The organism is Niastella sp., from assembly GCF_045805085.1.
Taxonomy (GTDB): Bacteria; Bacteroidota; Bacteroidia; order Chitinophagales; family Chitinophagaceae; genus Niastella.
The window spans coordinates 1-24,513 of the sequence record NZ_JBJMLX010000426.1 but is presented as its reverse complement, the minus strand read 5'-3'; the positions used below and the strand labels follow the sequence as shown (position 1 = coordinate 24,513).

The window sequence follows — 24,513 nt, the reverse complement described above, 5'->3', positions numbered from 1 at the left end:
CCCATACCACAAAATGTCGGCGCCGCTACTACAAATAAATAATCTGCAGGTTGATTTTGTTACCGAGATCGGCACCACCACCGCCGTAAAGGATATCTCCATTACGGTGAACCGCGGTGAAATTGTGGCTATTGTGGGCGAATCGGGTTCCGGTAAATCGGTTACTTCATTATCGATCTTACAGCTGTTACCCAAGCCACCGGCCAGGTATACCAATGGCGAAATTCTGTTTTCTGCGGGTGAAGAAGCACCGGTAAACCTGTTATCGCAAACGCCGGATCAGATGCGTTCCATTCGCGGCAACCAGATCGCGATGATCTTCCAGGAACCCATGACTTCCCTGAACCCGGTATTTACCTGTGGTCACCAGGTACAGGAAGCATTGCGGTTACATTTGAAGATCGGTAAAAAAGAAGCTCACCAAAAAACGATCGACCTGTTCAACCGGGTAAAGCTGCCCAATCCCGAACAATTGTTCCGTCGTTACCCGCATCAATTAAGCGGCGGACAAAAACAACGCGTGATGATCGCCATGGCCATGAGTTGTGAACCTTCGTTGCTGATCTGTGATGAACCCACCACGGCCCTGGATGTTACAGTGCAAAAGACCATTCTTCAACTGATAAAAGAATTGCAGCAGACCCAGCAGATGGGCGTTATTTTCATTACGCACGACCTGGGTGTGGTGGCTGAAGTAGCTGACCGGGCAGTGGTGATGTACCGCGGTGAAATTGTAGAAAGCGGACCGGTGGCCAGTATATTCAGCAATCCGCAACATCCCTATACAAAAGGCTTGCTGGCCTGCCGGCCGGTATTACACCCCAAAGGGGAACGGTTGCCGGTTGTAAGTGATTTCCTGGAAAATAACCGGCCGTTTGATGTAAGCCGTTATACGCAGGTTGCTGAACCGCCAGTTGAAATAAAAGAACCTGATACCACCGTAAAGCAACCCTTTATACAGGTATCGCGACTGAATGTATGGTTCCCTTCCAAAACAAACCTGTTTGGTAAACCGGTTGATTATGTAAAGGCCATCGACAACATCCGGTTTGAGATATACAAGGGCGAAACGCTCGGACTGGTAGGTGAGTCGGGTTGTGGTAAAACAACCCTTGGCAGAACCTTGCTGGGATTGATCCAACCCACTTCCGGTTCGGTTCGTTATGATGGTACTGATCTGGCAAAGGTGGATGCTCAAACCATGAAGGAAATGCGGAAAAACATCCAGATCATTTTCCAGGACCCCTATTCTTCGCTGAATCCGCGGTTAACTATCGGGTCGGCCATTGCAGAACCATTGAAAGTACACAATATCATTACCACCCCTGCGCAAAGGAAAGACAGAGTGGTGGAGCTGCTTGAAAAAGTAAATCTGAAAGCAGAACATTTTCACCGGTATCCGCATGAGTTTTCCGGTGGTCAACGGCAACGCATCGTAATTGCCCGGGCGCTGGCATTGAATCCTGATTTTATTGTTTGTGATGAATCGGTTTCTGCACTGGATGTTAGTGTACAGGCGCAGGTGTTAAACCTGTTGAATGACTTAAAAGCTGAAATGGGTTTTACTATTGTTTTTATCTCCCACGATCTGTCGGTAGTTCGCTATATAAGCGATCGTATTATGGTAATGAATAAAGGTAAAATTGAAGAAATTGGGGAAGCAGAGCAGGTTTATTTTCATCCTCAAAAAGAATATACCAGGCAGTTAATAGCTTCCATTCCTAAAGGTATTCAAGCATAATTACATACAGCTATCCCTTAGCATTTTCATATATACTTCTCCTTTTTCTCTTGCAAATTGAATATTACGCTCCGGTATTTCATCGGCATTGCCATAAAACCGGATGGCTTTGTGCACCTGGTCTTCGCGTAACAAATGCAGCATGGGGTATATTGACCGGTTGGTGTAATTGGCGGCATCATCGGGTGCGCTGCCTTCAAACTGGTATTGCGGATGAAAGGTGGCCAGCTGGTAAACGCCTTCGTAACCTTTTTGCTGTAACAGTTTTTCGGCAAATGAAACAAATTCCAGGTAGCTATCAAATTCTGTAAAATACTCAGGAAAGATCAGCAGGGTGGTGGCGATGTCTTTGTTCGCATCCAGGCGTTTGCATTCTTTCAGCAAAGCATTGCGGGCATCGGTGCGGGTTACCCCATGCTCCACCTGGTAATGGACGGTATTGTTTTTAAACTCCCGGTTCGCAAACGGACAGAAGTTCAGGCCTATTACCACTGATTGGATCCATTTCTTTGTTTGCTCAATGATTTGCTGATCATTTACCATGGGGTAAAGGTAGTTGATAAGTTGGCAAGTTAACTGGTTAACTCGTCAACTTATCAACTCGTCTACTAATCTCGATACCGCTGGCTCTTCACCATTTCCGATAAATAATTTCTATACAAACTATACGACCGTGCATCATAGAATACCGATGCGCTGCCGCGGCGGGCGTATAACATTTCCTTCAATATTTTCTGCAACTGCTCTTTTATGGGTTTATCGTTGTCGAGTTTGCGGTCTTCTTCCACGGAGGTAAAGTCGTCGTTCTCTACATCGATGGCATCCGGTTTTTCAGGTTGCATGCCTACTGTAGCCACGTTCCAGGTGATATCATCGCGCATGCGTTTGTATTTAAAGAAATACACATAGCCCTTTTTATTTTCATAGGCCACGGGCAGTTTATCGAGGTAGATCAGCGTATCGAGTTTGTTGTAATTGTCGAGCGGTTTTGCGATCAGGCTTCGGGCAATTTCCAGTTGGGTTTTGTACTGTTTGGGAAATTTGTCAAGCAATTTAATGCTTTCCAGGTCGGTATACAATTCGCTGCGATACAGGTCTGCTTTTGCATATTGGGTGAACAGTGAATCCGGCATCTTGTATTTGTTCCGCAATAACAGGATGAATGTATTATAGCGCAACCGCCTGTCCTGCGTGGTTTGCAATTGGTCAAAAAAAGTTTTCACGCCCGGGTTCTTATTATAAAACGGCAAAAGCAGGATGGCGTACCGGTCTAACTCTGTATTGCCGGCATCGGAAATAGCTTCATCTCCGTCGTCATCATTGGCATAAGGCGATACAGCGGGGGATTCTTTACGGATGGCCATTTCCATTTTAGCCTTGTTCTCTTTAGCCAGTTGTTTTTTTAATAATTGTTTGGCTTCGAGATAGAGTTTTGGAAAACTGGTTTCATAATCTGCCGCTTTTAAATAACCGCTGTCGACCATCGTTTCCAGTAAGTTCATTACCTCATCCTCGTAGTCATCAATATTCATTAACTGCAGCAGGTCGGGGAACAGCTCTTTTGTAAGCGATAAGGTGTCGAACAGGGGCGCCCAACGACCATAGTCGCTCTTACTGCCGGTTCCTGGCACGGCGGTAATATCAACAGTCACCGAACTCACCCGCGACGGGCGTGCATAGGAGTAATCATCGTCCATGATCGGTGGTTCCTGCAATACCAGGTCTTTAAATGCCAGGAACGATGCTTTGGTGCGCTGGTTCAGCAAGGCGTTCAGGATGGCCGATTGCCAGTCTGCCGTATCTTTTACTTTCCAATATAATTTTTGCAGGTAGGTGGTAATGCTGGAATCTTTGAGCCGGCCCAGGCTTTCAATGAAATATCTTTTCAGCACCAGGTAGTCTTTCATTTTCCAGTTCAACAAATCAATGGCTTTTTTAAGCAATGGTACATCCAGTGAATCGAACCCTATCTGGTATATTGATTTACGCGCTCGTTTAACCGCCAGTGAATCCCTGCTGAACAGGTCTTTCATAAACCGGTCGGTTTTCCTGGTAAACAACGATTCGCCCTTGAGGGTATCTATGGGTTTAAAACTGCTGAAGAAACTGGCCAGCAACGCGCTTTGTTTGGTCAGCGTATCGGTTAATGTGGAGATGCTGAAGAAATGCCCATTGTTGTAAAACAGTTTTGCAATGATCAGCCGGCTGCTGTTGGTGTCGGTTAGCTGAATATCGCGGCATTGCATGCCATTGGGCAGCCGGTATTGTTTGTTTTGTTTTATAATGAACGTACTGTCGTTGAACCAGGTGCTAACCGCTGCGTTCTTCCAAAGTTTAGCGCTGTCTTTTTTATAAGCGTAAGGCGGCACTTTGAAATGCATGACCAGTATTTTTTCCCCAATGGTATCATTGCCTATGAGGCGGATGCCAAAGGTGGGGAGGTTGTAATCGTCCGGATCATCTTCAGTACCACCATTCGATAATTGCAACAATTCCTGCATGCCGGCCGATTCCTCTTTTTTATCGGAGCTTGAATAGATCGGCGATGTAACGGTTACATACAGCGTGGTATCGGTACGAGGAGTGGGGGCCGGGTAAATATAGGGGGTAATGGAAAATGATTGCAGGAAATGCTGGGTATTGGGGTTGTCGGTTTTGTAACTGGCAATAACGGCATAATATACGGGCCCCTGGATCACATATTTTACGCTGCTGAAGCTGCCGTCTTTGTGTTTGAATTTACTTTCCAGGGCGGGATAGCCGTTTACAGTTGTAAAATGATGGCTGAGTTGTTTGTCGATAAAATCAGAATAGCCATAGCTTTCATCCATCAGGTTCAAATCAAAACTGTCTTCTTCAATAAATGAATAATTGTGCAGGTTGGCTTTCATAATGAGGTAACTGTTGCCGCTTGCTGCATCATAAGCCGCGTATTCCAGCCTGTCTGTACCAAAGCTATTGTCTTTTAACAGGGCGGGCGTGTGGGGCATTTGTACACTGAAACCGCCGGTGGATGGTTGCCAGGTTTGCCAGCCGGTGGAGGTGTATTCCTTCAGGTGTATAGAACCAAAGAATTCCTGGGCTTCATTGCCGCTGACCACATATTCGCCATTGCCGCTCATTTTAAACAGAACGACCTCAAAGGGAGTAACGAAGATCTGATAATGCTGATTGTCGCCCCGGCGGGTGCGATTGATGACATCGAGCCCCTTGTAGCCGTTTTTAGTAAGGGGCGTTTTCTTTATGATCTTGCCGGGAATGTTTTCATAGAGAAGGCTGTCCACTTTTTTAAGCACCATGTCACTACCATGCTCCCACGAAAGGCTGTTGGTTTTTATGCGGGTAACCATATAATAGGCGCCGTTCACCATGTCGGCATACTGAACAACATCCAGTCCGTTCCAGTCGGTAAAGCGATAGAACTTTTTGCCGGGGATGGAAACGGTGTAAAACCCATCGTCGCACGTTTGGGTGGTGAAGGGGGAGTTGATCCTGATCCTGTCGACGGTTTCTTTTTGCAGGCTGTTGCGATCGTCCATGCGAACGGGACGCATGGTATAGCCTTTTTGTCGCAATAATTCAATTACGCCGCGTTTGCCTGGTAAATGGGCGGCGCCCACGCCTACAAACAACGACATTTTTTGGATGATGGAATCAATGGAGTTGGCTTGTATTTCGTTGCGTTTGTATAAGAATTTTTCCTGGAAGGCATCGGAGAAAACGGTGAGGCTTTCCAGCGAGTCGAGGAGGTCAAGATCGCCCTTGCGGTAGGCGTCTTCAACTTTTTTAGGATTGGTCATCATGCCTTCATAGTCATAACTTCTTCTTTTTTTGTTCTGATCGCGCAGCATGGCTTTGTAAGCTTCCATCACCAGCTTTTCGCTTTCCTGAAAGTTTTCTACGCCGCTTACCCGTTTGCCCAGTTTTTTACCGGTTTGAAAAATGTACATGTCGAGGAAGGTGTCTTCCTCAAAATCCTCGGACCTTTGGCCATCCGTTCGATACAGCATACCGTTTATCATGGAGGGCTCTACGGCCAGAGCGGCTTTTATGGATTCTTCGTACCGGTCTATGGCAAAGGTGGTTATGCGCATATGGTCTGTTGGCCATTCCCAGCGGTTGGCGGCGTACAGGTTTGCCAGACTGGCGCCTCCGCGGCGATTACTGCCACGGAAAAAAACGGATTGGCTGTAATCGTCCTGCCAGCTTTCGGGATTGGTTTCCAGCGCCACTACATCGGCGCTTTTGATGGCGGTGTAGAACGAATCCCCCAGGTGAAAGGCCAGTTTATCGCTTACATGCATGGTGCCAAACAGATACGATGGCTTTTTAAGACCATTACCACTGATCTCCCACAACAGGCTGGGATATTTTTTGGGGCCTGGTTTGGGAACAACCGGCGTTAGATGAGGTGGCAGGGGCGCAATTTTGGGATTATGGGCAGGCTGTTGCGCCATGGATGGCAAAAAAATAGCCAACAACAGGACGGGCAGCAAAGAGATAGGTTTTCTCATACTCGTTCAATAATTAAATGACCGGTGACTGTTTTGAAAATGCCGGGCGTTACTGGTATTTTAAAGGCGCGAACAATTGAGGTAATAGTTGTGGTACTTCTTCTCCCTAAATTTCGTAATAATATGCCAAATGTTAGCAGAGAATACACCAATGGAAGTTGTTAAATTAGACGGGGCCTGTCATATGACCGATTTTTAAATTTGGGTTCGGGTTCTTTTTTAATTACCTTTGCCGGCTCGAATTTGAGCCTTACATGATGTCAAACCTGGTGCCGTAAGACCTCGTTTGTCGGAATTAGCCCCCGATGTACCCTGTTCTTACTCCCTCCATGTTCGTTATCATGTGGCTTTATTATAACAGTCAAAATAACACATGAAACTTTCACAGTTCCGGTTCGATTTACCACTTAACCTTATTGCCCAACACCCTACAAAGAAGCGTGAAGATGCCCGTTTAATGGTTGTGCATCGCAGCACTGGCCAGATTGAGAATAAACACTTCCGCGACATCATGGATTATTTTGATGACAAGGACGTGTTCGTAGTGAATAATACCAAGGTGTTCCCAGCCCGGATGTATGGAAGAAAAGAGAAAACGGGGGCAAAAATTGAGGTGTTCCTGTTGCGTGAATTAAATAAACCAAACCGGTTGTGGGATGTAATTGTGGACCCTGCCCGTAAAATTCGCGTTGGTAATAAATTATATTTTGGCGAGAACGATGAGCTGATCGCTGAAGTAATTGATAATACCACCTCACGTGGAAGAACCATCCGCTTTTTGTGGGATGGTACCGATGAAGAGTTCCGCAATATGCTGGAATTCCTGGGCGAAACTCCGTTGCCCAAATACATCAAACGCAAACCTGAGGCTGAGGATAAAGAGCGCTATCAAACCGTATATGCAAAGCATGAAGGAGCTGTGGCAGCGCCTACTGCCGGTTTACACTTCAGCATTGAGCTTATAAAAAGACTGGAAATTAAGGGTATTCGCTTTGCCGAGGTAACCCTGCATACCGGTTTAGGCACCTTCCGCCCCATAGAAGTGGAAGACCTCAGCAAACACAAGATGGATGCCGAGTACTACAAGATCGATGACCTTTCCTGTAAAGTAGTGAATAAGGCTATCGAGGGCAAACACCGCATTTGTTCGGTAGGTACTACCACCATGCGGGCTATTGAAAGCTCTTACACTGCTGAAAAGCTGTTGAAACCGTCTGAGGGCTGGACAAACATTTTCATTCACCCGCCCTACCAGTTCAACATTGCCGATTCACTGGTAACCAACCTGCACCTGCCTAAAACCAGCTTGCTGATAATGGTATGCGCTTTTGCCGGTTACGACCTGGCTATGGAAGCGTACAGAAAAGCCATCAAGGATAAATACCGTTTCTTCAGCTATGGAGATGCGATGTTGGTTATCTAAGCCGGCAGAAGGCAGACGGCAGAAGGCAGAGATGGACTCGCGAACTTTGAGTAATCAATATAAATAGTACAAGCCGGCAACCTGGTAAAGGTTGCCGGCTTTTTTTATAAGTTATGGATACAGTGGCTGTATTTCTTTCTGCCGTCTGCCTGCTCTCTTTCAACGTTTAAATTTAAAGGTATACGTACGGCTACCATTATAGATAAAAGCCTTGAAACGATCGGTGCCGGTGAACTGCATGTCGTCAAAATACTCCGAGATCACATGCTGTGTTTGAGCATCTACAACAGTAATAAAAAGGCTTTGCTGTTTTTCATCGCCCTGGTAGTCACGTCTGATGTCCCAGCTGCCAAAGTACACGTCGCCATTGTTACTGGTATAAGTGACGTCTCCATTTGAATCAAATGCAAAACGGCCGCTTGTAAAGGCAGGGGAATAACTGCTGCCAATGCCGAAATTGTTTACATCATATAACTCCCAGGTACCACCGGGAAGGCGCTTTTCGTATCTTTTCAAAAAGTCCTTGCTGCAGCCGGCGAGGAAGAAAAGTATAATGGGGATGAATGTAAAGTAGAGCTTTTTCATATTTCAAGGTTTTGATGTTAGCGTTTCTCCTGGTATAGAAATATGTTTTCATAGAAGCTGGAATATACATAGGCTTTGAAATGACGGTCATCGAGAAACTCGATATGATCGTAATATTCGGATTTCCCATCCTGTGTAGTGGGGTTTGTTACCTTAATGGAAAGACTGTGTTTCTCTGTGTCATCATGATAATAGTGTTCCCATGTACCTGTATATACTTGTCCGCTTGTATCGATGTACTCGACGCGGCCACCCCTTCTGAAGGAAAGCGTGCCTTCAAAGTATCCTGACAAATTGATGTAGTAGGGCTTTGGTAGTCGTATAATTCCCAGTTTCTGCTGGTTAACAGGTTTTCAATGGGAGGAGGGAGTTTGTCTTTTTTACAGGCTGAGAGTAATAATAGGAAAGGAAGGAAAGTAAGGTAAATTTTTTTCATATTTGACAGGCTTTTGATTCACTAACAAAGTTGGTTGTATTGCAGCCCAAAGCGAATAGCCCGAATGGCCATTTAACTTAATATTCAGCCAATTCTGCGTGCTGGAAGGGAATTTACAAGCCGGGGAAAGAATGGCTGGCAATTCTAGAATCAAAAAAGTAAATTTGATTATAAGTAGCCATGTATGAAAAAACTACTCTCGCTTTCTGTAACCTTAATTTGCTTTGCCTTGATCACTTGCGCCCAAACCGTTATGCCGCTGTACCCCGATTCGGTCCCCAATTCAAAACCGGTACCCGATGAAGAAAAGGCGGATACGGGCACCTCGGGCAGGATCATGATCAGCAAGATCAGCCGGCCCACCCTCACCGTATACCTGCCCCCGAAAGAAAAAGCCAATGGCGCCGCCGTAATTGTAATACCCGGCGGTGGTTACCGGGCGGTGGCTGCGGTGCATGAAGGAAGCGAGGTGGCCAAACGATTTAACGATATGGGTGTAACTGCCTTTGTGTTGAAATACCGGTTACCCAGCGATGAAACTATGGTGAATAAGGAAATAGGGCCCGTACAGGATGCGCAACGGGCTATTCAACTGGTGCGTGAGCGGGCGAAAGAGTGGGGGATAGATAAGAACCGTGTTGGCATTATTGGATTTTCTGCAGGCGGACACCTGGCTTCTACCACCGGTACGCATTTTAATCACGCGTACATTGATGCCGGTAAGAAAGCCAACCTGCGTCCTGATTTTATGATACTGGTGTATCCCGTTATCAGTTTTGCCGACAGCATTTGCCATATGGGATCGCGGGACAATTTAATCGGTAAAGACCCTTCGCCTGAAAAGAAGAAAGAATACTCCAACGAATTGCAGGTAACTAAAAAAACACCGCCTACCTACCTGGTGCATGCCGAGGACGACAGCACGGTAAAAGTGCAGAATATGTTGTTGTTTGCTACCGCCCTGCAAAAGAACAAAGTGCCGTTTGATTTTTACCTGTACGAAAAAGGCGGTCATGGGTTTGGGTTAATCAATAAAACCAGTGAGGTGAAGTGGATGGACCTGGTGCAGGAGTGGATGACGAAAGGTGGATGGTTGAAGTAGGTTGCAGGTTGACCAGTTGAAAAGTTGATTAGTTAACGAGTTGACAAGTTAGTAAGTTCGTAAGTTATTGTGGTCTCAATAATGTAAAAGCCTGTATTATCTTGCATAATACAGGCTTTATTATTTAGTAGTGACTGCGCGAAATTCACGAGCTATTCACCATTCACGATTGACGATTCACGTTGGACTTACTCCAACCCAAACAACCCTTTGTTCAACAACTGCAGGGTTTGTGTTTTGTAAGAAGAAGGAACCAGCATAGATACGTTGTGCTTGCTGCCGCCATAGCTTACCATCCGCACGGGAATGGGGGTTAAGGCCTCGAACAGTTTGCTCAGGATATCCTTGGTTTGTGCAATTTCATTACCTACTACAGAAATGATGGTGTGGTCGTTCTCCACGCTGATGGTGCCAAATGGCTCCAGCTCTTTTACGATAGAAGTTAAATTACCACCATTGTCGATAGTTACCGATACAGCTACTTCAGAAGTAGTTATCATATCGATAGAAGTGCGGTATTTTTCAAACACTTCAAATATCTTTCTCAGGAAGCCATAAGCCAGCAGCATACGGCTACTCTTGATGTTGATAGTGATGATGCCATCTTTTGCGGCAACGGCTTTCACCCCTACGGAACCAGCTTCCTGGGTAATGGTTGTACCCAGCGCTTCAGGCGCCATCGTGTTCAGCAGTTTTACCGGCACCTTCTGTTGTTGGGCAGGCCAGATACAGGTAGGGTGTAAGATCTTGGCGCCGAAGTAAGCCAGCTCGGCTGCTTCTTCAAAGCTCAGTTGTTCAACCGGTACTGTTTTTTTAACGATACGGGGATCGTTGTTGTGCATCCCGTCGATGTCGGTCCAGATCTCACAAACAGAAGCATTCGCTGCAGCGGCTATCAGTGAAGCCGTGTAGTCGCTGCCACCGCGTTTCAGGTTATCAACCTCGCCACGAGAATTGCGGCAGATATATCCCTGGGTGATAAATAATTTTTTATCGCTGTTCTGTTGCAGAATGCGGTTCAGTTTTACCTTGATGGTGCTCAGCTGCGGTTCATCCTGTGCATCGATGGTCATGAACTCCAATGCCGGCAACAACATGTGGTCGATACCTTTTTCCTCGAGGTATACGCTGAATAATTTGGTTGACAGTAATTCACCTTGAGCCAGGATGTCCTTGCTCAGGGCTTCACTGAAAGATATCTTCAGAATGATGTTCAGAAATTCGAAGTGCTCAGCTACAATGCTCTTTGCCTTGGCGTACAGCTTGTCCGTCTTCACCAGTTCCTTTATAAACGACTGGTAGTGTGCTTCCAATGTATCGATCAATTGCTTGGCCTGCTCGCGGTTTCCGGAGGCCATCGCTTCGCCAATGGCTACTAAGGAATTGGTGGTGCCGCTTAATGCGCTCAACACTACAATTCTTGGCTCGCTGACGTCTTTGGTGATCAGTTGCGCTACCTGGTGCATCCGCTCGGGTTTGCCTACAGAGGTACCGCCAAACTTCATGATTTTCATCTGAGATATATTATTTAGGGCTGCAAAGATAAGGTACAGAAATTTGTTTGGAGCCTGTATTTGCGCGGTTTTGCGGCTTCTACAGGACGCTGCGGGATGGTTGCCGCTTACAACTTCACTCCAAATTTTTCACCCACAGCCGCTAAATCATTCGCGACAACATCCAGTATAGGAATACCTTCTTTCATTCTGATGGCTTCCATTTCTCGTTCAGGATCGCCGGGGATGATCACTTTCTCCTCACCCTCAACAGTTTTGGCACTGCGAAAGCGACGGATCCAGTTGTCCATATGTTGCTTGAAATCGGCGGCAGGGCGGAAGGCATCCACCCGCATGGCGCCAAAGAAATGACCGATGCCTTTACCGGGCATGTCAGTTGGCATGGGCACATACGCCGGGAAGGGAGGCACCCAGGGGCCATAATTGGCGCCGCTTAATACAGCGGAAAAAATATCTACAATGGCGCCCAGCGCATAGCCTTTATGACTGCCATGTTCGCGATCGCCGCCCAGCGGTAGCAAGGCCCCGCCGGTTTTTAATTCGTGGGCGTTGGTGGAAGAGTGGCCTTCTTTATCCTGGATCCAGCCCAGGGGGGCTTCCATATTTTTACGTTGCAGGATCTCCAGCTTGCCATTGGCGGCCGTTGTAGTGGCCAGGTCGGCCACAAAAGCGGGTTCTTCCCCAGCCGGTATGCTTACGCAAATAGGATTGGTGCCCAGCAGGCGTTCGGTGGAGAACGTGGGGGCTACCAGCGGACTGGCATTGGTCATAGCCATCCCGATCATCTCATATTCAAGGGCCATCATGGCATGGTAACCGGCAATGCCAAAGTGATTGCTGTTCTGCACACTTACCCAGCCCGTGCCTACTTTCTTTGCTTTTTCAATGGCTACCTGCATGGCAAAGGGAGCCACTACCAGGCCCAGACCACTATCGCCATCAACTACTGCGGTGGATGGAGTTTCATGAATGATGCGGATATTGGGTTTGGCATTTACCCGTTTGGCTTCCCACAAACGAACATATCCGCTGAGGCGGGCCACCCCGTGCGAGTCAATTCCCCGCAGGTCGGCATTTAACAGCACTTCTGTGGCCAGGGCAGCCTGTTCCGAAGGGCAGCCTATATGTTGAAATATCTTTTCGGTAAAATCGAATAACTGTTGGTACGAGTATATTATTTCTGCCATGGTGCAAAGAAACAAAAGTTCTTTGGTGAATGGTGAATGGTCAATGGCCTCGCTAAGTTTGAAAAGTCTTACTAATTATAAAAGCCTGTATTATCAAAGGTATTACAGGCTTTTATGATTGCATTATTTACGATTGACCATTGACCATTCACGCCTTTAACCGCATATTTACCGGGTCCCAGTTAATGATCCTTTTTTGAAAATAGCTGTCATTGGCGGCCAGGCAGGGAGCAGCGGCCCTAAAGGCGAATTCGGGCCCTTCATTGGCCTGGGTGCCATTGCGGATGGCATCGAAGAAATTGGTGAAATGATCGAGGTGGTCGCTGTAGCCATCGTGCACTTTATATTTTACCGGCGCTTTTTCCGGCCGTTTTTGATCGTCGGCCGGCCAGCGGTCGTTGTATTGTTTTTTCAATTCTTCCTGCATGGCCGTGGTGAAGGTGTTCAGTGAGTCGTATCCGCCAATACCCGGCGCTTTGGGCAGCATGCTGTGAGTAATGGTGAACCCATTGCCATCCAGCTCAATCACTCCTTCTGTCCCATACAGCCTGATATTGCTTTTGTTGCCGCCGCCACTGATAAAATTCACCCGCAGCATTACCTGGAATGCCGGATTGGTCTTTGTTGCCGGATAATCCATAATAGCGGTCATCACATCCGGCACATCGCGGCCATCTTTCCAATAGGAGAGTTGTCCGCTCGATACAATGCGGGTAGGGCCATACGAGTCGGTGATCATATGTATGCCCGAGATCAAATGCACAAACAGATCGCCTGCCATACCGGTGCCGAATGCTTTGTAATTGCGCCACCAGAAAAACTTTTTGGGGTCGAAGGGGATTTGCGGCATCCCGGCTAAGTAACGGCGCCAGTCAACCGTTTGGGGCGATGCATCGGTAGGAATGGTGTATTCCCAGGCGCCGATGGCGCTTTGCCGGTCATACGTGGCTTCCACACAATTAAGAGCGCCGATCTCACCGGCCTTGTATAATTCTTTTGCCTTTATATATGCTATGCTGCTTACGCGCTGACTGCCTACCTGCATTACTTTTTTGCTCAATCGATGTGCGCCGATCAATGGCAGGCCCTCCCATAATTTATGCACCATGGGTTTTTCACAATACACGTGTTTTTGTTTGCGAAGCGCATCGGTAGCAATGCGTGCATGCCAGTGATCGCTGGTTGCAATGATCACGGCATCAATATCTTTTTTATTGAGCAATTCGCGATAGTCCTGGGTAACGTACAGGCTGCTGCCATGCAACTCCTGCATTCTATCCAGCCTGCCCTTATACAGGTCGCAGGCGCCGGCCAGTTCCACACCCGGTACTTTCAGGGCGGTTTCCAGATCATTGTGCCCCATAATACCCGTACCAATAATGCCTATACGAATGGTGTCATTGGGGCTGATGGGGCGTTGATAACGGATAATGCGTTCTTCCAGTTGTTCGGGGTTGGCAACGGAGGCAAACGGACCGGCGGCCAGCATAGCGCTGGTGGCGGTTAACTGCTTTAAAAATTTTCGGCGGGTTGCCGCGTAATCTTTTGACATAGAGTAAAGGTTGAATGAAAAGGTACAAGACATAAGACTCAAGGCACAAGGTCGAAAGACACAAGAGCCAGGATACAATACATAAGGGGTTAAGGCACAGGAGGCTGGGTATATAGAAATTCAGCAGGATATTGTGTGGGCCTGCTGCCTGGTGCAAAAACCAAACCACAAACAAAAAATCTCTGCTTAAACAAAATAAATTAATAACTGCACGCTTCTTGCTGAGTACCCGTCAGTAAGCGATTTGAATCGCTCACAGGCTGCTGAAGTTACAGATTATTAAAGATTTTTTTTCAGCGGGTAAAGTATATTTACAATTATGATTGGTAGGGCCGTACTTCTTTGTTTACTGATTTTTTTACAATATGTAGCTGAAGCGCAGCCGCGCCGGGAAGACATTTATAGCGATTTTGTACTATATAATAAACGGCAACTACTGGTAAAAGACCTGCACGAGAATGTTGTAGGCAAAGCTTTTCTTTCACCCCTCGACAGCAATACTGAATACCGGTATGAAGCCGCCTGCCGCGCCATTGTTCAGTTCATGCTCGATAATGACACTACCCAACAAGGCATTACCCAATTGTTTGTTCAATACGATTCCTTACAATACGATACCAGGCGCGCCATGCTCGAAACCGTGTATGGCGTGTATCCCGAACAATATATTCAAAGCATTCAACTGTTGCTGGCCAAAGAAACCAATCCTCTTTTGTTTGCTATTGCGGCTGCTTATAGTTTGCGGTACGATTCTGCTTCGGTGAATGCGGCCACCATTAAAAAAAGGATCAAAGAGCAATTTCCCAATTACGCCAATATTACCATACTGAATGAACTGGATAAATACCTGAATAATTATACGCACTACAAACCGCCAACAACTAACGATCTTATTGAATTATTCAGGTATCAGCAGACGGTGAAAAAAAAGGTCATCTACTCCTTACAACGCCATAGCCGCGATTACGCCGGACTGGCCATTATTCAAAATGCAGATGGCAGTTTTATGCGAACGCCGGAAGGACGGTTACTGATCTTTGAACAGCTGGCCCGTTCTGCATCCGGTCTTCCTTACTTTCTGCCCGATGGCAATACGCCGCAGGGGATATACAGCATTCAGGGCACCGCAGTTACCTATAATAAACTGATTGGCCCAACGCCCAACCTGCAACTGGTAATGCCGTATGAGCGTAAATGGACAACCTTTTTTCATGCGGGTGACAGCACGGTATGGACTCCTTCTAGTGATATGTTGTGGGCCTATCTGCAATTGTTGCCACCCACTATGCGTACCTACCCTGGACTAACAGAATCATTTTTTGCAGGTAAACTCGGTCGTAATTCTATAATTGCACACGGCACTACCATTGATCCGGAATATTTCAGGAATAAACCCTGGTACCCGTTAACGCCTACCATGGGTTGTTTGTGCGCTAAAGAGTTGTGGAATGTTTCAAACGGACGATTGCTGGTAAGCGATCAGTTTAACCTGGTGAGCGCTTTTACTTCCACTGCAGGTAGTAAGGGATATTTGTATGTGATTGATATTGATGATCAGAAAAAAGCGGTGAGTAGAACGGAAGTTGAAAAGTTGGTTAAAGAATATGAAGTTAAGCGAGTAGCTGTAGATAGGTAAATAGACGAGTTGACCAGTTAACCAGTTGACCAGTTAACAAGTTGACGAGGAAGAAGATGGTTAGGAGTGATAAAGTAGGAGGTTGATATGGTTGATACAGGGATTATGTTATAAAAAATAGTTCTCAGTTCAGAGCTTACTTTGCCGCGTTGATTCCCTTTGCCCTTTGCCGATTTTCCACTGCCTACTACCTTTGGAATCAACATACGAAAAAAGCCCTCTGCAGAGCAAAGGGCTTCTCAATATTATCAAAGCGACTACTAGAACGGCAGATCATCCACCGGCTCATTATATCCACCGCCGCCAGAGTTAGCTTGCGCTTTGGGAGCAGCAGGTGCAGCATAGGAGTTATCGCTACCGCCTAAACCACCACCAGTGCCTTCAGGGCGACCGCCTAATAATTGTATCGTGAGCACCCGCAATGTAAGCGAAGCGCCATATGTTCCATCTTGTTTTGTAAATGTTCTTACTTCAGGGTTTCCTTCCACATACACCTGGGTGCCTTTGCGCAGGTAAGGCGCAATACCCGTACGGTCACTCCAGTAAGCACAATCCACCCAAATGGTCTTGTCTTTCTGGTTACCCTGGGCATCACGGAATCTTTCAGTGTGTGCTACAGTAAAGTTCATTACTGTTTTACCATTCACGTTGTTGGTAACACAATCTTTGCCCAGGTTGCCGATTACTTGTAACTTAATCATACTTAATAAATTTAGCGTCGTACTTAAATATTGTTTTGTCTGGCAATTTACGGCTTCCCTCCATAGTGGCAATTATCTCTTTTTGGGGTGGGGAAAAGTTGTCAATCAGCCACCTAAAGTGTTGCGTATTAAGTACAAGCTACTCGTTACGGCCTGAACCCGGTTCAATTATGCGCCCAAAGAAAATGGCATTCATAAATAGTTTGGTGCCGCCCAGCCAAAAGGCCCTGAAGTTGGGGTTGTCGGCAATGGAGATCACGCGGCCATTGCCCAGCGTATTCACCAACACGGCCGCGGAGTTTTTTATGGCGTCATAATTTTCTTTTGTCACAAAGCCACTTTGCAGGGGTTTGTCGCCATACACCAATGGGTTGGAATAGGGATTTTTATTTCGCTCCGGGTAAACAGCATTGGCTTTGAACAGATCAACAAACGGATAGTTATAGCCGTAAGCCAGCGGATGCGAGAGATCGATGGCCGCCCTGAAGATAGCGCCATTCATTTTTTGTGCACCGGTTCGGTACTCGCGTTCGCCATAGGCAATTTGTTTGGCGGTATCTTCTTTGGGCTTTTTGAAAGTCACATTGGTGAACCCGTTTTGTGCAGCCCATTGTACCGCTTCTTCCGTAACAATGAAGGTGCCGCCGGCCTGGATCCAGCTGCGCAGTTTTTCTTTGTCGAGATTATTGTAAGTGCCGCCCACCATAATGAGCGTATTGTATTTATTCAGATCGCAACGGTTGAATGTGGGTACTTCCAAATGAGTACTGGGAATGTTGAATTGCTGATCGAGCAGATACCAGATCTCGCCTGCATCGGGGGCATTTACTCCTGCGCCGGTTAACATGGCAATGGAAGGTTCCGCAACCGGTCGCATTTTCCAGCTGCCCAGATCGCTGCCATTGATGGCATTGCCTGTTTGCAGCGCATAGGCGGAAATGCCATTTTGTTCAACCGTTGTTTTTATCAGGTCGTATAATTTATCGGCATCCATGGTTTGTGCTTTTACCGGAATGCAGATGGTGCCGTAGTTAAATTTATGGGTACCGTTGTAAACGGGTATTTCAAATACACCTGCCGATGCGCGGGTAATAATGCCGGCTTCCTGCAACGCGTACAACGCGCGGGGTGCATAATATTCATCCCATTCAAACAGGTAGGCATAATTAGTTTTGCCACCGGCCACCATGCCTGTTGGTGCAATGGCTTTATCGACCTTGTTACCGAGGAGCGAATTGGAAAAACGGGCAGCGTTCAACTCAGCATAAGGTAAACCATAAGCAAGGGGCAGGGTCCAGGCGGTAATGTCGTAAAACAAACTGTCTTTATAAGAAAGCGTTTTATCAAAAATGGCCCTGATCACTTTGTATTGATTTTGGTTGGCAGGTACCACAAAGGCGCTTCCTTTCTCAAATGAAAAGCCATCAGCCTGCAGGGAGTTGTTCAATTCATATACGTCTATCTGCTGGCGGCGAAGCATGTCAATAAACAGGGTCGTTTTGCTTTTGTCGCGCGGGCTGCCAAATACATAACCTCTTACCGGCGCCGTGGCTGCTTCTGTTTGCACATTCTTATAAAAATCACGCTGGTAGTTTAGAAATTCTTTTCGCAATGCCTGGGCGCCCTCCAGGGTCGACAGGGTAGTGGTGAACTGGTTTTTGATGGTGAACGGAAAACGCAGAATGCCATTCTCGGTTTTTTGCGCATGCCCGCGGCTGGAAGCCTGTTCAAACAAAATACCAATAGCGCCATTGATATCGGGAAAGGTAGAACCCTTACCATAATAGAAATCATCATAATTCTCTTTGGTGAAATAGAACGAACCAATGCGATCGAGAAATGACGCATGGTACTTCGCGAGTTTGCCGGTAAGCGCCTGGTTGCTTTCGGGCGTTAACGGGTTCACCCGCGATGGAACGCCGGGTTGAAAAAAGAACGTCGCATTGCTGCTCTGTTCGTGGTGATCGGTTAAAATATTAGGCCGCCATTTATAGAACCATTGCAGGCGGTTGCGGCTTTCAACATGCACCAGGGGCAGCCAGTCGCGGTTGAGATCGAACCAGTAATGGTTGAACCGTCCTCCGGGCCATACTTCATTGAATTCGCGGCTATCCGGGTCGGTTACCAGGTTCTTGCTTTTATGCTGGTTCACCCAGGTGGAAAAGCGTTGTAAGCCATCGGGATTAAAGGAAGGATCAAAAAGGATCACCACATGCTGCAGTAATTCATCAATTTGTTTTCCCCGGGCGGCTGCCAGGTAATAAGCGCTTACAAGGGCGGCATTGGCCCCGCTGGATTCATTGCCATGAATGGAATGACCAATGTATAGCACAATGGGCATCTGTTCTATATCGAGTGATGCCGATCTGGCAGGATCGCTTAACTGAAGATGTTGCTGGCGAATTTCTTCGAGCCGCTGGTGGTTTTGCGGCGAGGTAATAATGAGCAGTACCTGTGGGCGGCTTTCATAAGTAAAGCCCATTAGTTCCAGCTTAACGCGGTCGGGGGCCGCTTTGGCAATGGCCTGCATATAATTTACCAGCCGGTCGTGGGTAACATGCCATTCACCCGGTTCATGATAAATAATGTCTTTGGGTTTTGGAATGGCGGGATCATAGGTAACACTATCAGGTAAATAGTAACTAAGGTCCTGGGCCGGGGAGAAATGAGAGATGAGTAATAAACAGCATACGATCGCCCATACGCGATTGTACAGATCGGGTTTTCTCATAATGTCTGGTTGTTAAAGTTGCAATGGGAAGTTAGCACAAATCTTAACTCAACGGGCCTGAAAGCGAGCGGTAATTTTCACCTATGGGTATTCGTTACAACATGCTGTACAATGTGACGGGGAAAACTGCCAAATGCCGCCCGGCTGAAGCCATTCGGACGGGATTAACGCCGAATGCTTAACGCAAAGGCCCAACAGGCTCTGGATTACCGCAACGGCGTTTTACGTTCAGCTTTCAGCCTTCAGCCCCAGGTCTTTCAACAATTTAAAGGGATTTGTGTTATTCACCCTGCAGCCTTGTAAAGGCGTATTTACCCCCTTTGGGGCATAAATTGTATATTTGCAATCTTATTTTTTTCAGTATGAGCCGGAAAGGAAAAGTTTTGGTGGCGATGAGCGGCGGTATCGATAGTACCGTTACGGCCCTGATGCTCAACGATCAGGGATATGAAGTGGTGGGTATAACCATGAAAACATGGGACTATGCCACCAGTGGCGGTGGTAAAAAGGAAACCGGCTGTTGTAATATCGATTCATTCAACGACGCCCGGATGGCTGCCGTGCAGCATGGGTTCCCCCATTATATCCTGGACATTCGCGATGAGTTTGGCGATTTTGTGATCGAGAATTTTGTGGATGAATACCTGGCCGGCCGCACACCCAACCCGTGCGTAATGTGCAATACGCATATTAAATGGCGCGCCCTGTTAAAACGGGCCGATGCCCTGGGCTGTGATTTTATTGCCACCGGTCATTATGCCAATGTGCATCAGCATAACAATGGCCGTTTTTACCTCAGCAAGGGGGTAGACGAAACCAAGGACCAGAGCTATGTACTCTGGGGCCTGCAACAGGACCTGTTGAGCCGTACATTATTACCATTAGGTACTTACCATAAGACTGCCATCCGCCAAATGGCGCATGACTATGGTTATCCTGAACTGGCCAAAAAGAGCGAGAGCTATGAAATTTGCTTTGTTCCGGATAATGATTATCGTGGCTTTTTAAAAAGAAGAATTGATGGGTTGGAAGAACAGGTAGCCGGCGGCAATTTTATTGACAAAACCGGCAAAGTGTTGGGTAAACATAAAGGCTATCCTTTTTATACTATTGGGCAGCGTAAAGGGCTGGATATCACCTTTGGGAAGCCGGTATATGTAACCAACATCATTCCTGAAACCAATACGGTAATGCTGGGCGATGAAGATGATCTGAACCGCCAGAACATGGTGGTAAGCAAAATAAACTGGATAAAATACGACGGTATAACCGATGGTACGGAAGCTCTTACCAAGATCCGTTATAAAGATCAGGGTGCTATGGCCAGCCTGTACAACCATCCCAATGGGATCCAGGTACAGTTCTCCCATTACGCCAAAGGCATTGCCCCCGGCCAAAGTGCGGTATTTTATGAAGGTGATGATGTGATTGGCGGCGGCGTGATACAGCGCGGACAAATAGCCTGATTTTCAGGCAATAAATAAATGTTAATAAACGTTACCAACCTCCCGGTGAACCGGGAGGTTTTTTTTATCAAAGCAACAAAAACTATCCCCCGGTTGTCCTGAAACAAAGTCGCTGTTTTACAAATCGTTGTATGAAGAAATGTTTTATCTCTGTTATCACCGCCCCGATACTGTTTGGATGTATCTGGTTAAGCAGCTGCAGTAAAAAAGATGGTCTTAGGTCTGATGCAGTAACAGATTATCTGAACCTGCAAACAGGTAAATACATCCTTTACCGGTACGATTCACTGCGGTTTGTAGATTTTGACCAGCGGGATACCTTTATCACTTACCAGGCCAAGGAAGTGGTGGAAGGGCCTGCCACCGATAACCTGAACCGCCCTGGCTGGCGGATAGTGCGATATATCCGCAACTGGAACAGTACCCTGGAAAAAGACTGGACCCCCATCCTCACCTACATAGTAACCCCTTCTGACCAAAATATCGAGATGAAGGAAGCCAACTTCCGGTATATAAAACTCGTAAGACCGATTGTTGATGGCTTTAGCTGGCATGGCAATGGCTTTTTGCCCGACAAACCTTATTCGGATAATTACTCATTCGGTAATGATCAGGATATCCAGACCTGGGATTACACCTATCACGATGTAGGCGCTACTTTAAACCTGAATGGCAAGGATTATGACAGCACTATTTCTGTTACCCAAATAGCTGATTCCTCAAACCTGCCTATTCAGGGAAATGCGCTGGCCACTAAAAACCTGTGGGTTGAAAAATATGCCAAAGGCATTGGGCTGGTGTATAAAGAAGTAGCCGTGTGGGAATATCAACCGCTCACCACCACCCAATCGGCTTACCGCCAGGGTTTTGGCATAACCATGAGCATCCTTGACCATAATTAATAACCTTAAATGGTGGTACCATTAACAGTTACCTTCCATGAAACGAATAGTTACACTTGTAATTCTACTGGTTGCAACTACCGGCTTGGCACAAGCTCAATTTACCCGTTATATAGTTCAGCTCACTGATAAAAAAGGATCCCCTTATTCCATCTCGAACCCATCGGCTTATTTGTCGGCCAAAGCAATTGCCCGCCGTACCAAACAACGCAGCGCCATAGACTCAACGGATCTGCCGGTAAATCCTGCGTACATCGAAAGCATTCGCAATGTGCCGTTTGTTGCGGTAGTAAACAATTCCAAATGGTTGAACCAGGTGCTGATAAAGATCACAGACAACACTCAGATCGCCAATGCGCTTGCCGCCATCAATGCATTGCCTTTTGTAAAAACAACGGGTCGTATAGCTCCCAGAATTAGTACCGGTAACAATAGCGCTTCCAGCACCCTGGCCGAAAGAACAGACCAGGCGCCGGTTTCTCTTAAACAAGAGGATGGACAAACCGGAACTGCCACCGTTTTTGACTATGGGAGCATGTACAACCAGATCCATATTCACAATGGCGACTACCTGCATAGCCTGGGTTTTTCAGGCCGGGGAATGACCATTGCGGTTATAGATGCCGGGTTTAAGAATTACCTCACCAACCCGGTGTTTGACAGTGTACGTTTGCAGGGCCGCATATTGGGTACCTGGGATTATGTAAATAATGAGACCAGCGTAAATGAAGATTACTTTCATGGCGCTTACGTGTTTTCCTGCCTGGCATCAAACCGGCCGGGCATGCTGGTAGGTACTGCGCCATATGCCAGTTACTGGTTGTTAAGGACCGAAGACTCAGGCAGCGAATACCCGGTAGAAGAACAGAACTGGGCCGCGGCGGCCGAATTTGCGGATAGCGCCGGGGTTGATATGATCTCCACTTCACTGGGCTATGCCGATTTTGATGACCCTGCCTTCAATCACAGCTATGCACAACGCAATGGTAATACGGCTATGATCACCATCGCAGCTGATCTGGCTGCCAAAAAGGGCATCCTGGTGGTGGTAGCCGCCGGTAACAGTGGGGGCACAACAACCGACGCAAAATATGTTGCCTGTCCCGCAGATGCAGACAGCGTGCTCACCATTGGTTCAATAAATGTAAATGGAAATATTGCCACCAGCAGCAGCTGGGGGCCTAATGGTGCGGGTTTATTAAAACCCAATGTAGTAGCGGTAGGCGACAATGCGGTGTTAGCGAACCTGAATACCGGTAACCCTACTTTTGGCAGCGGTACTTCCTATGCCTGCCCTAATATGGCAGGACTGGTTGCCTGCTTATGGCAGGCATTTCCTGAGTATTCGAATATGCAGATCATCGATGTGGTGCAACAAAGCGCCAGTAAATACACTAACCCCGATTTCAGGTTTGGTTATGGCATTCCCGATTTTAAAAAAGCCATTGTGCTGCTCACTAAACAATATGTTACAACCAGCAGCGATTTTAATAATTGTGTTGTTACACTAAACTGGAAAAGCAAGGACGATACCAGCACGGTGTATACCCTGCAAAGAAAATTACCGGGTGAAACAGGGTTTATCAATCTCAGTCAGCTCAATTCTTCATCTGTTGCATTTACCACAAACAGCTATACGTATAACGATACCATCAGGACGGCAGGCACAGGTTCGGTTCAATACCGGATTCTGCAAACCAACCGGTCGGCCGATACCACTTTTGAGATCGCCAGTCTGATGCAAAACATCACTTCAGTTTGTTTTCCTGATAACACGCTGACGGCACAGCCCAATCCGTTCGATCAACAGTTGTTGGTGGTAGTGAATACACCGGAAGCCATTGCAAACATGGGAATAAAAATAACGGATATGATGGGGCGCGTTATGTATGCCCAAAAAACTGATAAGGCGGCCGGCTATTACAGCACTTCGGTATCAACTATTGGGTGGAACACCGGTATTTATGAAGTGACCTTGTACAATAACAGTAAAAGAATATATGCACGCAAGGTGTTGAAGAAATAACCACTTACTTTTTTTGAAATACAGCGCCAAACAAAGTATCGGCCTTTTGGGTATAGCCGGTCAGTAATTCCTTTTTTAGTAATTGCAGGGAATGTTGTTCCTGGATATACTGCACTACTTCCTCATTTTCTTTTTTAAATACAGAACAGGTACAATACAGTAAAAAGCCACCCGGTTTTAAATGGGGAATAGCCTGTTGAACGATCTTTTTTTGAAGGGCGCTGTAGCGCTCAATTTGTTGGGGATCGAAATAATACAATTGTTCCGGGGTGCGGCTCCAGGTGCCGGAACCACTACAGGGAACGTCGGTGATGATAATATCGAATGCTTGCCCGCCGAAGCCTTGGCGAAGGAGGGGTGAAGTGGATAAATCCGCAATAAATGAATGATAGTGTTTTATCCCCGCTGTTGCAAACCTTTTCTCCAGGTTGATGAGAATAGATTTGCGAACATCAGACACCGTAAGATCAATGCGGGGAAAGAGATCATTGGCCAGAATGGATTTTCCGCCGCTGGCCGCGCAGGCATCCCAAACCCTGGGTACGCTGAGCGTGGTCGACTTGTCCGCAGTAGCTATAGCAGAGTCGGAAGCGTCCCTTATAAATTCCATCAACTCCCCAATCCGTTGTGAGCTATAATCCTGGATCACCGCTTCGCGGTCTGTCTCGATCACCGTATCTATTTTGGACGCGTTGGGCAGCGCCAGGCAGGAGGCATCTATTTCCCGGAAAGCAATGCCCGCTTGTTGCAGCTTGTTTTTTACCACTGCTTCTTTGCCCGGGCGCAACCGCAGGAACAGATCGGGTTGGGTGAGAAAGGATGCGCAGAACGGTTCATACGCTATTGCTTCGCTTAATGCTGCTCTCCAGGGAAACAGTTCGTTTAACGCTATGGCTACCAGTTGTGCTTTTTCTGCTAAAGGGAGCTGCGTTTTCTCATTCCAGTCGGGCCGCAGGTGCTGCAGCAGTTCATTGGGTTCCTGGCTGGAAAGGAACAG

General features: G+C 46.9%; 17 protein-coding genes. 7 read left to right on the top strand and 10 right to left on the bottom strand.

Annotated features, from left to right (window positions below; translation table 11 throughout):
• Positions 1 to 13 precede the first annotated feature (13 nt).
• Positions 14 to 1,741, top strand: a complete 1,728-nt coding sequence (locus tag ACJ751_RS22400) for an ABC transporter ATP-binding protein (protein ID WP_407747760.1) — start codon at positions 14 to 16, stop codon at positions 1,739 to 1,741.
• Here the strand turns inward: ACJ751_RS22400 and ACJ751_RS22395 are convergent, their stop codons facing one another.
• Positions 1,742 to 2,284, bottom strand: coding sequence for a DUF1415 domain-containing protein (locus ACJ751_RS22395; RefSeq protein ID WP_407747759.1), 543 nt, complete (start codon positions 2,282 to 2,284; stop codon positions 1,742 to 1,744).
• 65 nt (positions 2,285 to 2,349) lie between these two features.
• The gene (locus tag ACJ751_RS22390; protein ID WP_407747758.1) at positions 2,350 to 6,255 is read right to left on the bottom strand and encodes a TraB/GumN family protein; all 3,906 of its coding nucleotides are present in this window, start codon (positions 6,253 to 6,255) and stop codon (positions 2,350 to 2,352) included.
• A gap of 373 nt (positions 6,256 to 6,628) precedes the next feature.
• Here ACJ751_RS22390 and queA point away from each other — a divergent pair, with 373 nt between their 5' ends.
• A complete protein-coding gene (queA, locus tag ACJ751_RS22385) occupies positions 6,629 to 7,678 on the top strand; it encodes a tRNA preQ1(34) S-adenosylmethionine ribosyltransferase-isomerase QueA (protein WP_014221206.1) in 1,050 nt (349 codons plus the stop codon).
• Positions 7,679 to 7,837: 159 nt separating this feature from the next.
• On the opposite strand, the gene ACJ751_RS22380 is transcribed toward queA, so the two are convergent.
• Both ACJ751_RS22380 and ACJ751_RS22375 read right to left on the bottom strand, forming a co-directional pair.
• A complete protein-coding gene (locus ACJ751_RS22380) occupies positions 7,838 to 8,263 on the bottom strand; it encodes a hypothetical protein (protein ID WP_407747757.1) in 426 nt (141 codons plus the stop codon).
• Between the two features lie 17 nt (positions 8,264 to 8,280).
• Complete coding sequence (locus ACJ751_RS22375; RefSeq protein ID WP_407747756.1) at positions 8,281 to 8,556, bottom strand: hypothetical protein; 276 nt, start codon at positions 8,554 to 8,556, stop codon at positions 8,281 to 8,283.
• A gap of 327 nt (positions 8,557 to 8,883) precedes the next feature.
• On the opposite strand from ACJ751_RS22375, the gene ACJ751_RS22370 reads away from it, so the two are divergent.
• A complete protein-coding gene (locus ACJ751_RS22370; RefSeq protein WP_407747755.1) occupies positions 8,884 to 9,801 on the top strand; it encodes an alpha/beta hydrolase in 918 nt (305 codons plus the stop codon).
• Positions 9,802 to 9,989: 188 nt separating this feature from the next.
• On the opposite strand, the gene ACJ751_RS22365 is transcribed toward ACJ751_RS22370, so the two are convergent.
• From ACJ751_RS22365 to ACJ751_RS22355, 3 genes are all read right to left on the bottom strand, one after another.
• Entirely contained in the window at positions 9,990 to 11,315 is a 1,326-nt protein-coding gene (locus tag ACJ751_RS22365; RefSeq protein WP_407747754.1) for an aspartate kinase, read from the bottom strand.
• 107 nt (positions 11,316 to 11,422) lie between these two features.
• Positions 11,423 to 12,502, bottom strand: a complete 1,080-nt coding sequence (locus ACJ751_RS22360) for an Ldh family oxidoreductase (protein ID WP_407747753.1) — start codon at positions 12,500 to 12,502, stop codon at positions 11,423 to 11,425.
• A 148-nt stretch (positions 12,503 to 12,650) separates the two neighbouring features.
• A complete protein-coding gene (locus ACJ751_RS22355; RefSeq protein WP_407747752.1) occupies positions 12,651 to 14,054 on the bottom strand; it encodes a Gfo/Idh/MocA family protein in 1,404 nt (467 codons plus the stop codon).
• Between the two features lie 319 nt (positions 14,055 to 14,373).
• Between ACJ751_RS22355 and ACJ751_RS22350 the strand changes: the two genes are divergently transcribed.
• Positions 14,374 to 15,690, top strand: a complete 1,317-nt coding sequence (locus ACJ751_RS22350) for a hypothetical protein (RefSeq protein WP_407747751.1) — start codon at positions 14,374 to 14,376, stop codon at positions 15,688 to 15,690.
• Positions 15,691 to 15,950: 260 nt separating this feature from the next.
• Here ACJ751_RS22350 and ACJ751_RS22345 read toward each other — a convergent pair whose 3' ends face one another.
• Together ACJ751_RS22345 and ACJ751_RS22340 are read right to left on the bottom strand one after the other, a co-directional pair.
• Complete coding sequence (locus ACJ751_RS22345) at positions 15,951 to 16,391, bottom strand: single-stranded DNA-binding protein (protein ID WP_407747750.1); 441 nt, start codon at positions 16,389 to 16,391, stop codon at positions 15,951 to 15,953.
• A 139-nt stretch (positions 16,392 to 16,530) separates the two neighbouring features.
• Positions 16,531 to 19,122 (bottom strand): M14 family zinc carboxypeptidase, encoded by a 2,592-nt coding sequence (locus ACJ751_RS22340; protein WP_407747749.1) that lies wholly within the window; start codon positions 19,120 to 19,122, stop codon positions 16,531 to 16,533.
• A gap of 362 nt (positions 19,123 to 19,484) precedes the next feature.
• Here ACJ751_RS22340 and mnmA point away from each other — a divergent pair, with 362 nt between their 5' ends.
• The 3 genes from mnmA (at position 19,485) to ACJ751_RS22325 (ending at position 23,516) form a co-directional block, all read left to right on the top strand.
• Entirely contained in the window at positions 19,485 to 20,588 is a 1,104-nt protein-coding gene (gene mnmA, locus ACJ751_RS22335) for a tRNA 2-thiouridine(34) synthase MnmA (protein WP_407747748.1), read from the top strand.
• Between the two features lie 131 nt (positions 20,589 to 20,719).
• Positions 20,720 to 21,490: a hypothetical protein gene (locus ACJ751_RS22330; RefSeq protein ID WP_407747747.1), complete on the top strand. Its 771-nt coding sequence runs from the start codon at positions 20,720 to 20,722 to the stop codon at positions 21,488 to 21,490.
• Positions 21,491 to 21,527: 37 nt separating this feature from the next.
• Positions 21,528 to 23,516: a S8 family peptidase gene (locus ACJ751_RS22325; RefSeq protein ID WP_407747746.1), complete on the top strand. Its 1,989-nt coding sequence runs from the start codon at positions 21,528 to 21,530 to the stop codon at positions 23,514 to 23,516.
• A gap of 4 nt (positions 23,517 to 23,520) precedes the next feature.
• On the opposite strand, the gene ACJ751_RS22320 is transcribed toward ACJ751_RS22325, so the two are convergent.
• A partial coding sequence (locus ACJ751_RS22320) for an Fmu (Sun) domain-containing protein (protein WP_407747745.1) occupies positions 23,521 to 24,513 on the bottom strand: 993 nt, incomplete at its 5' end.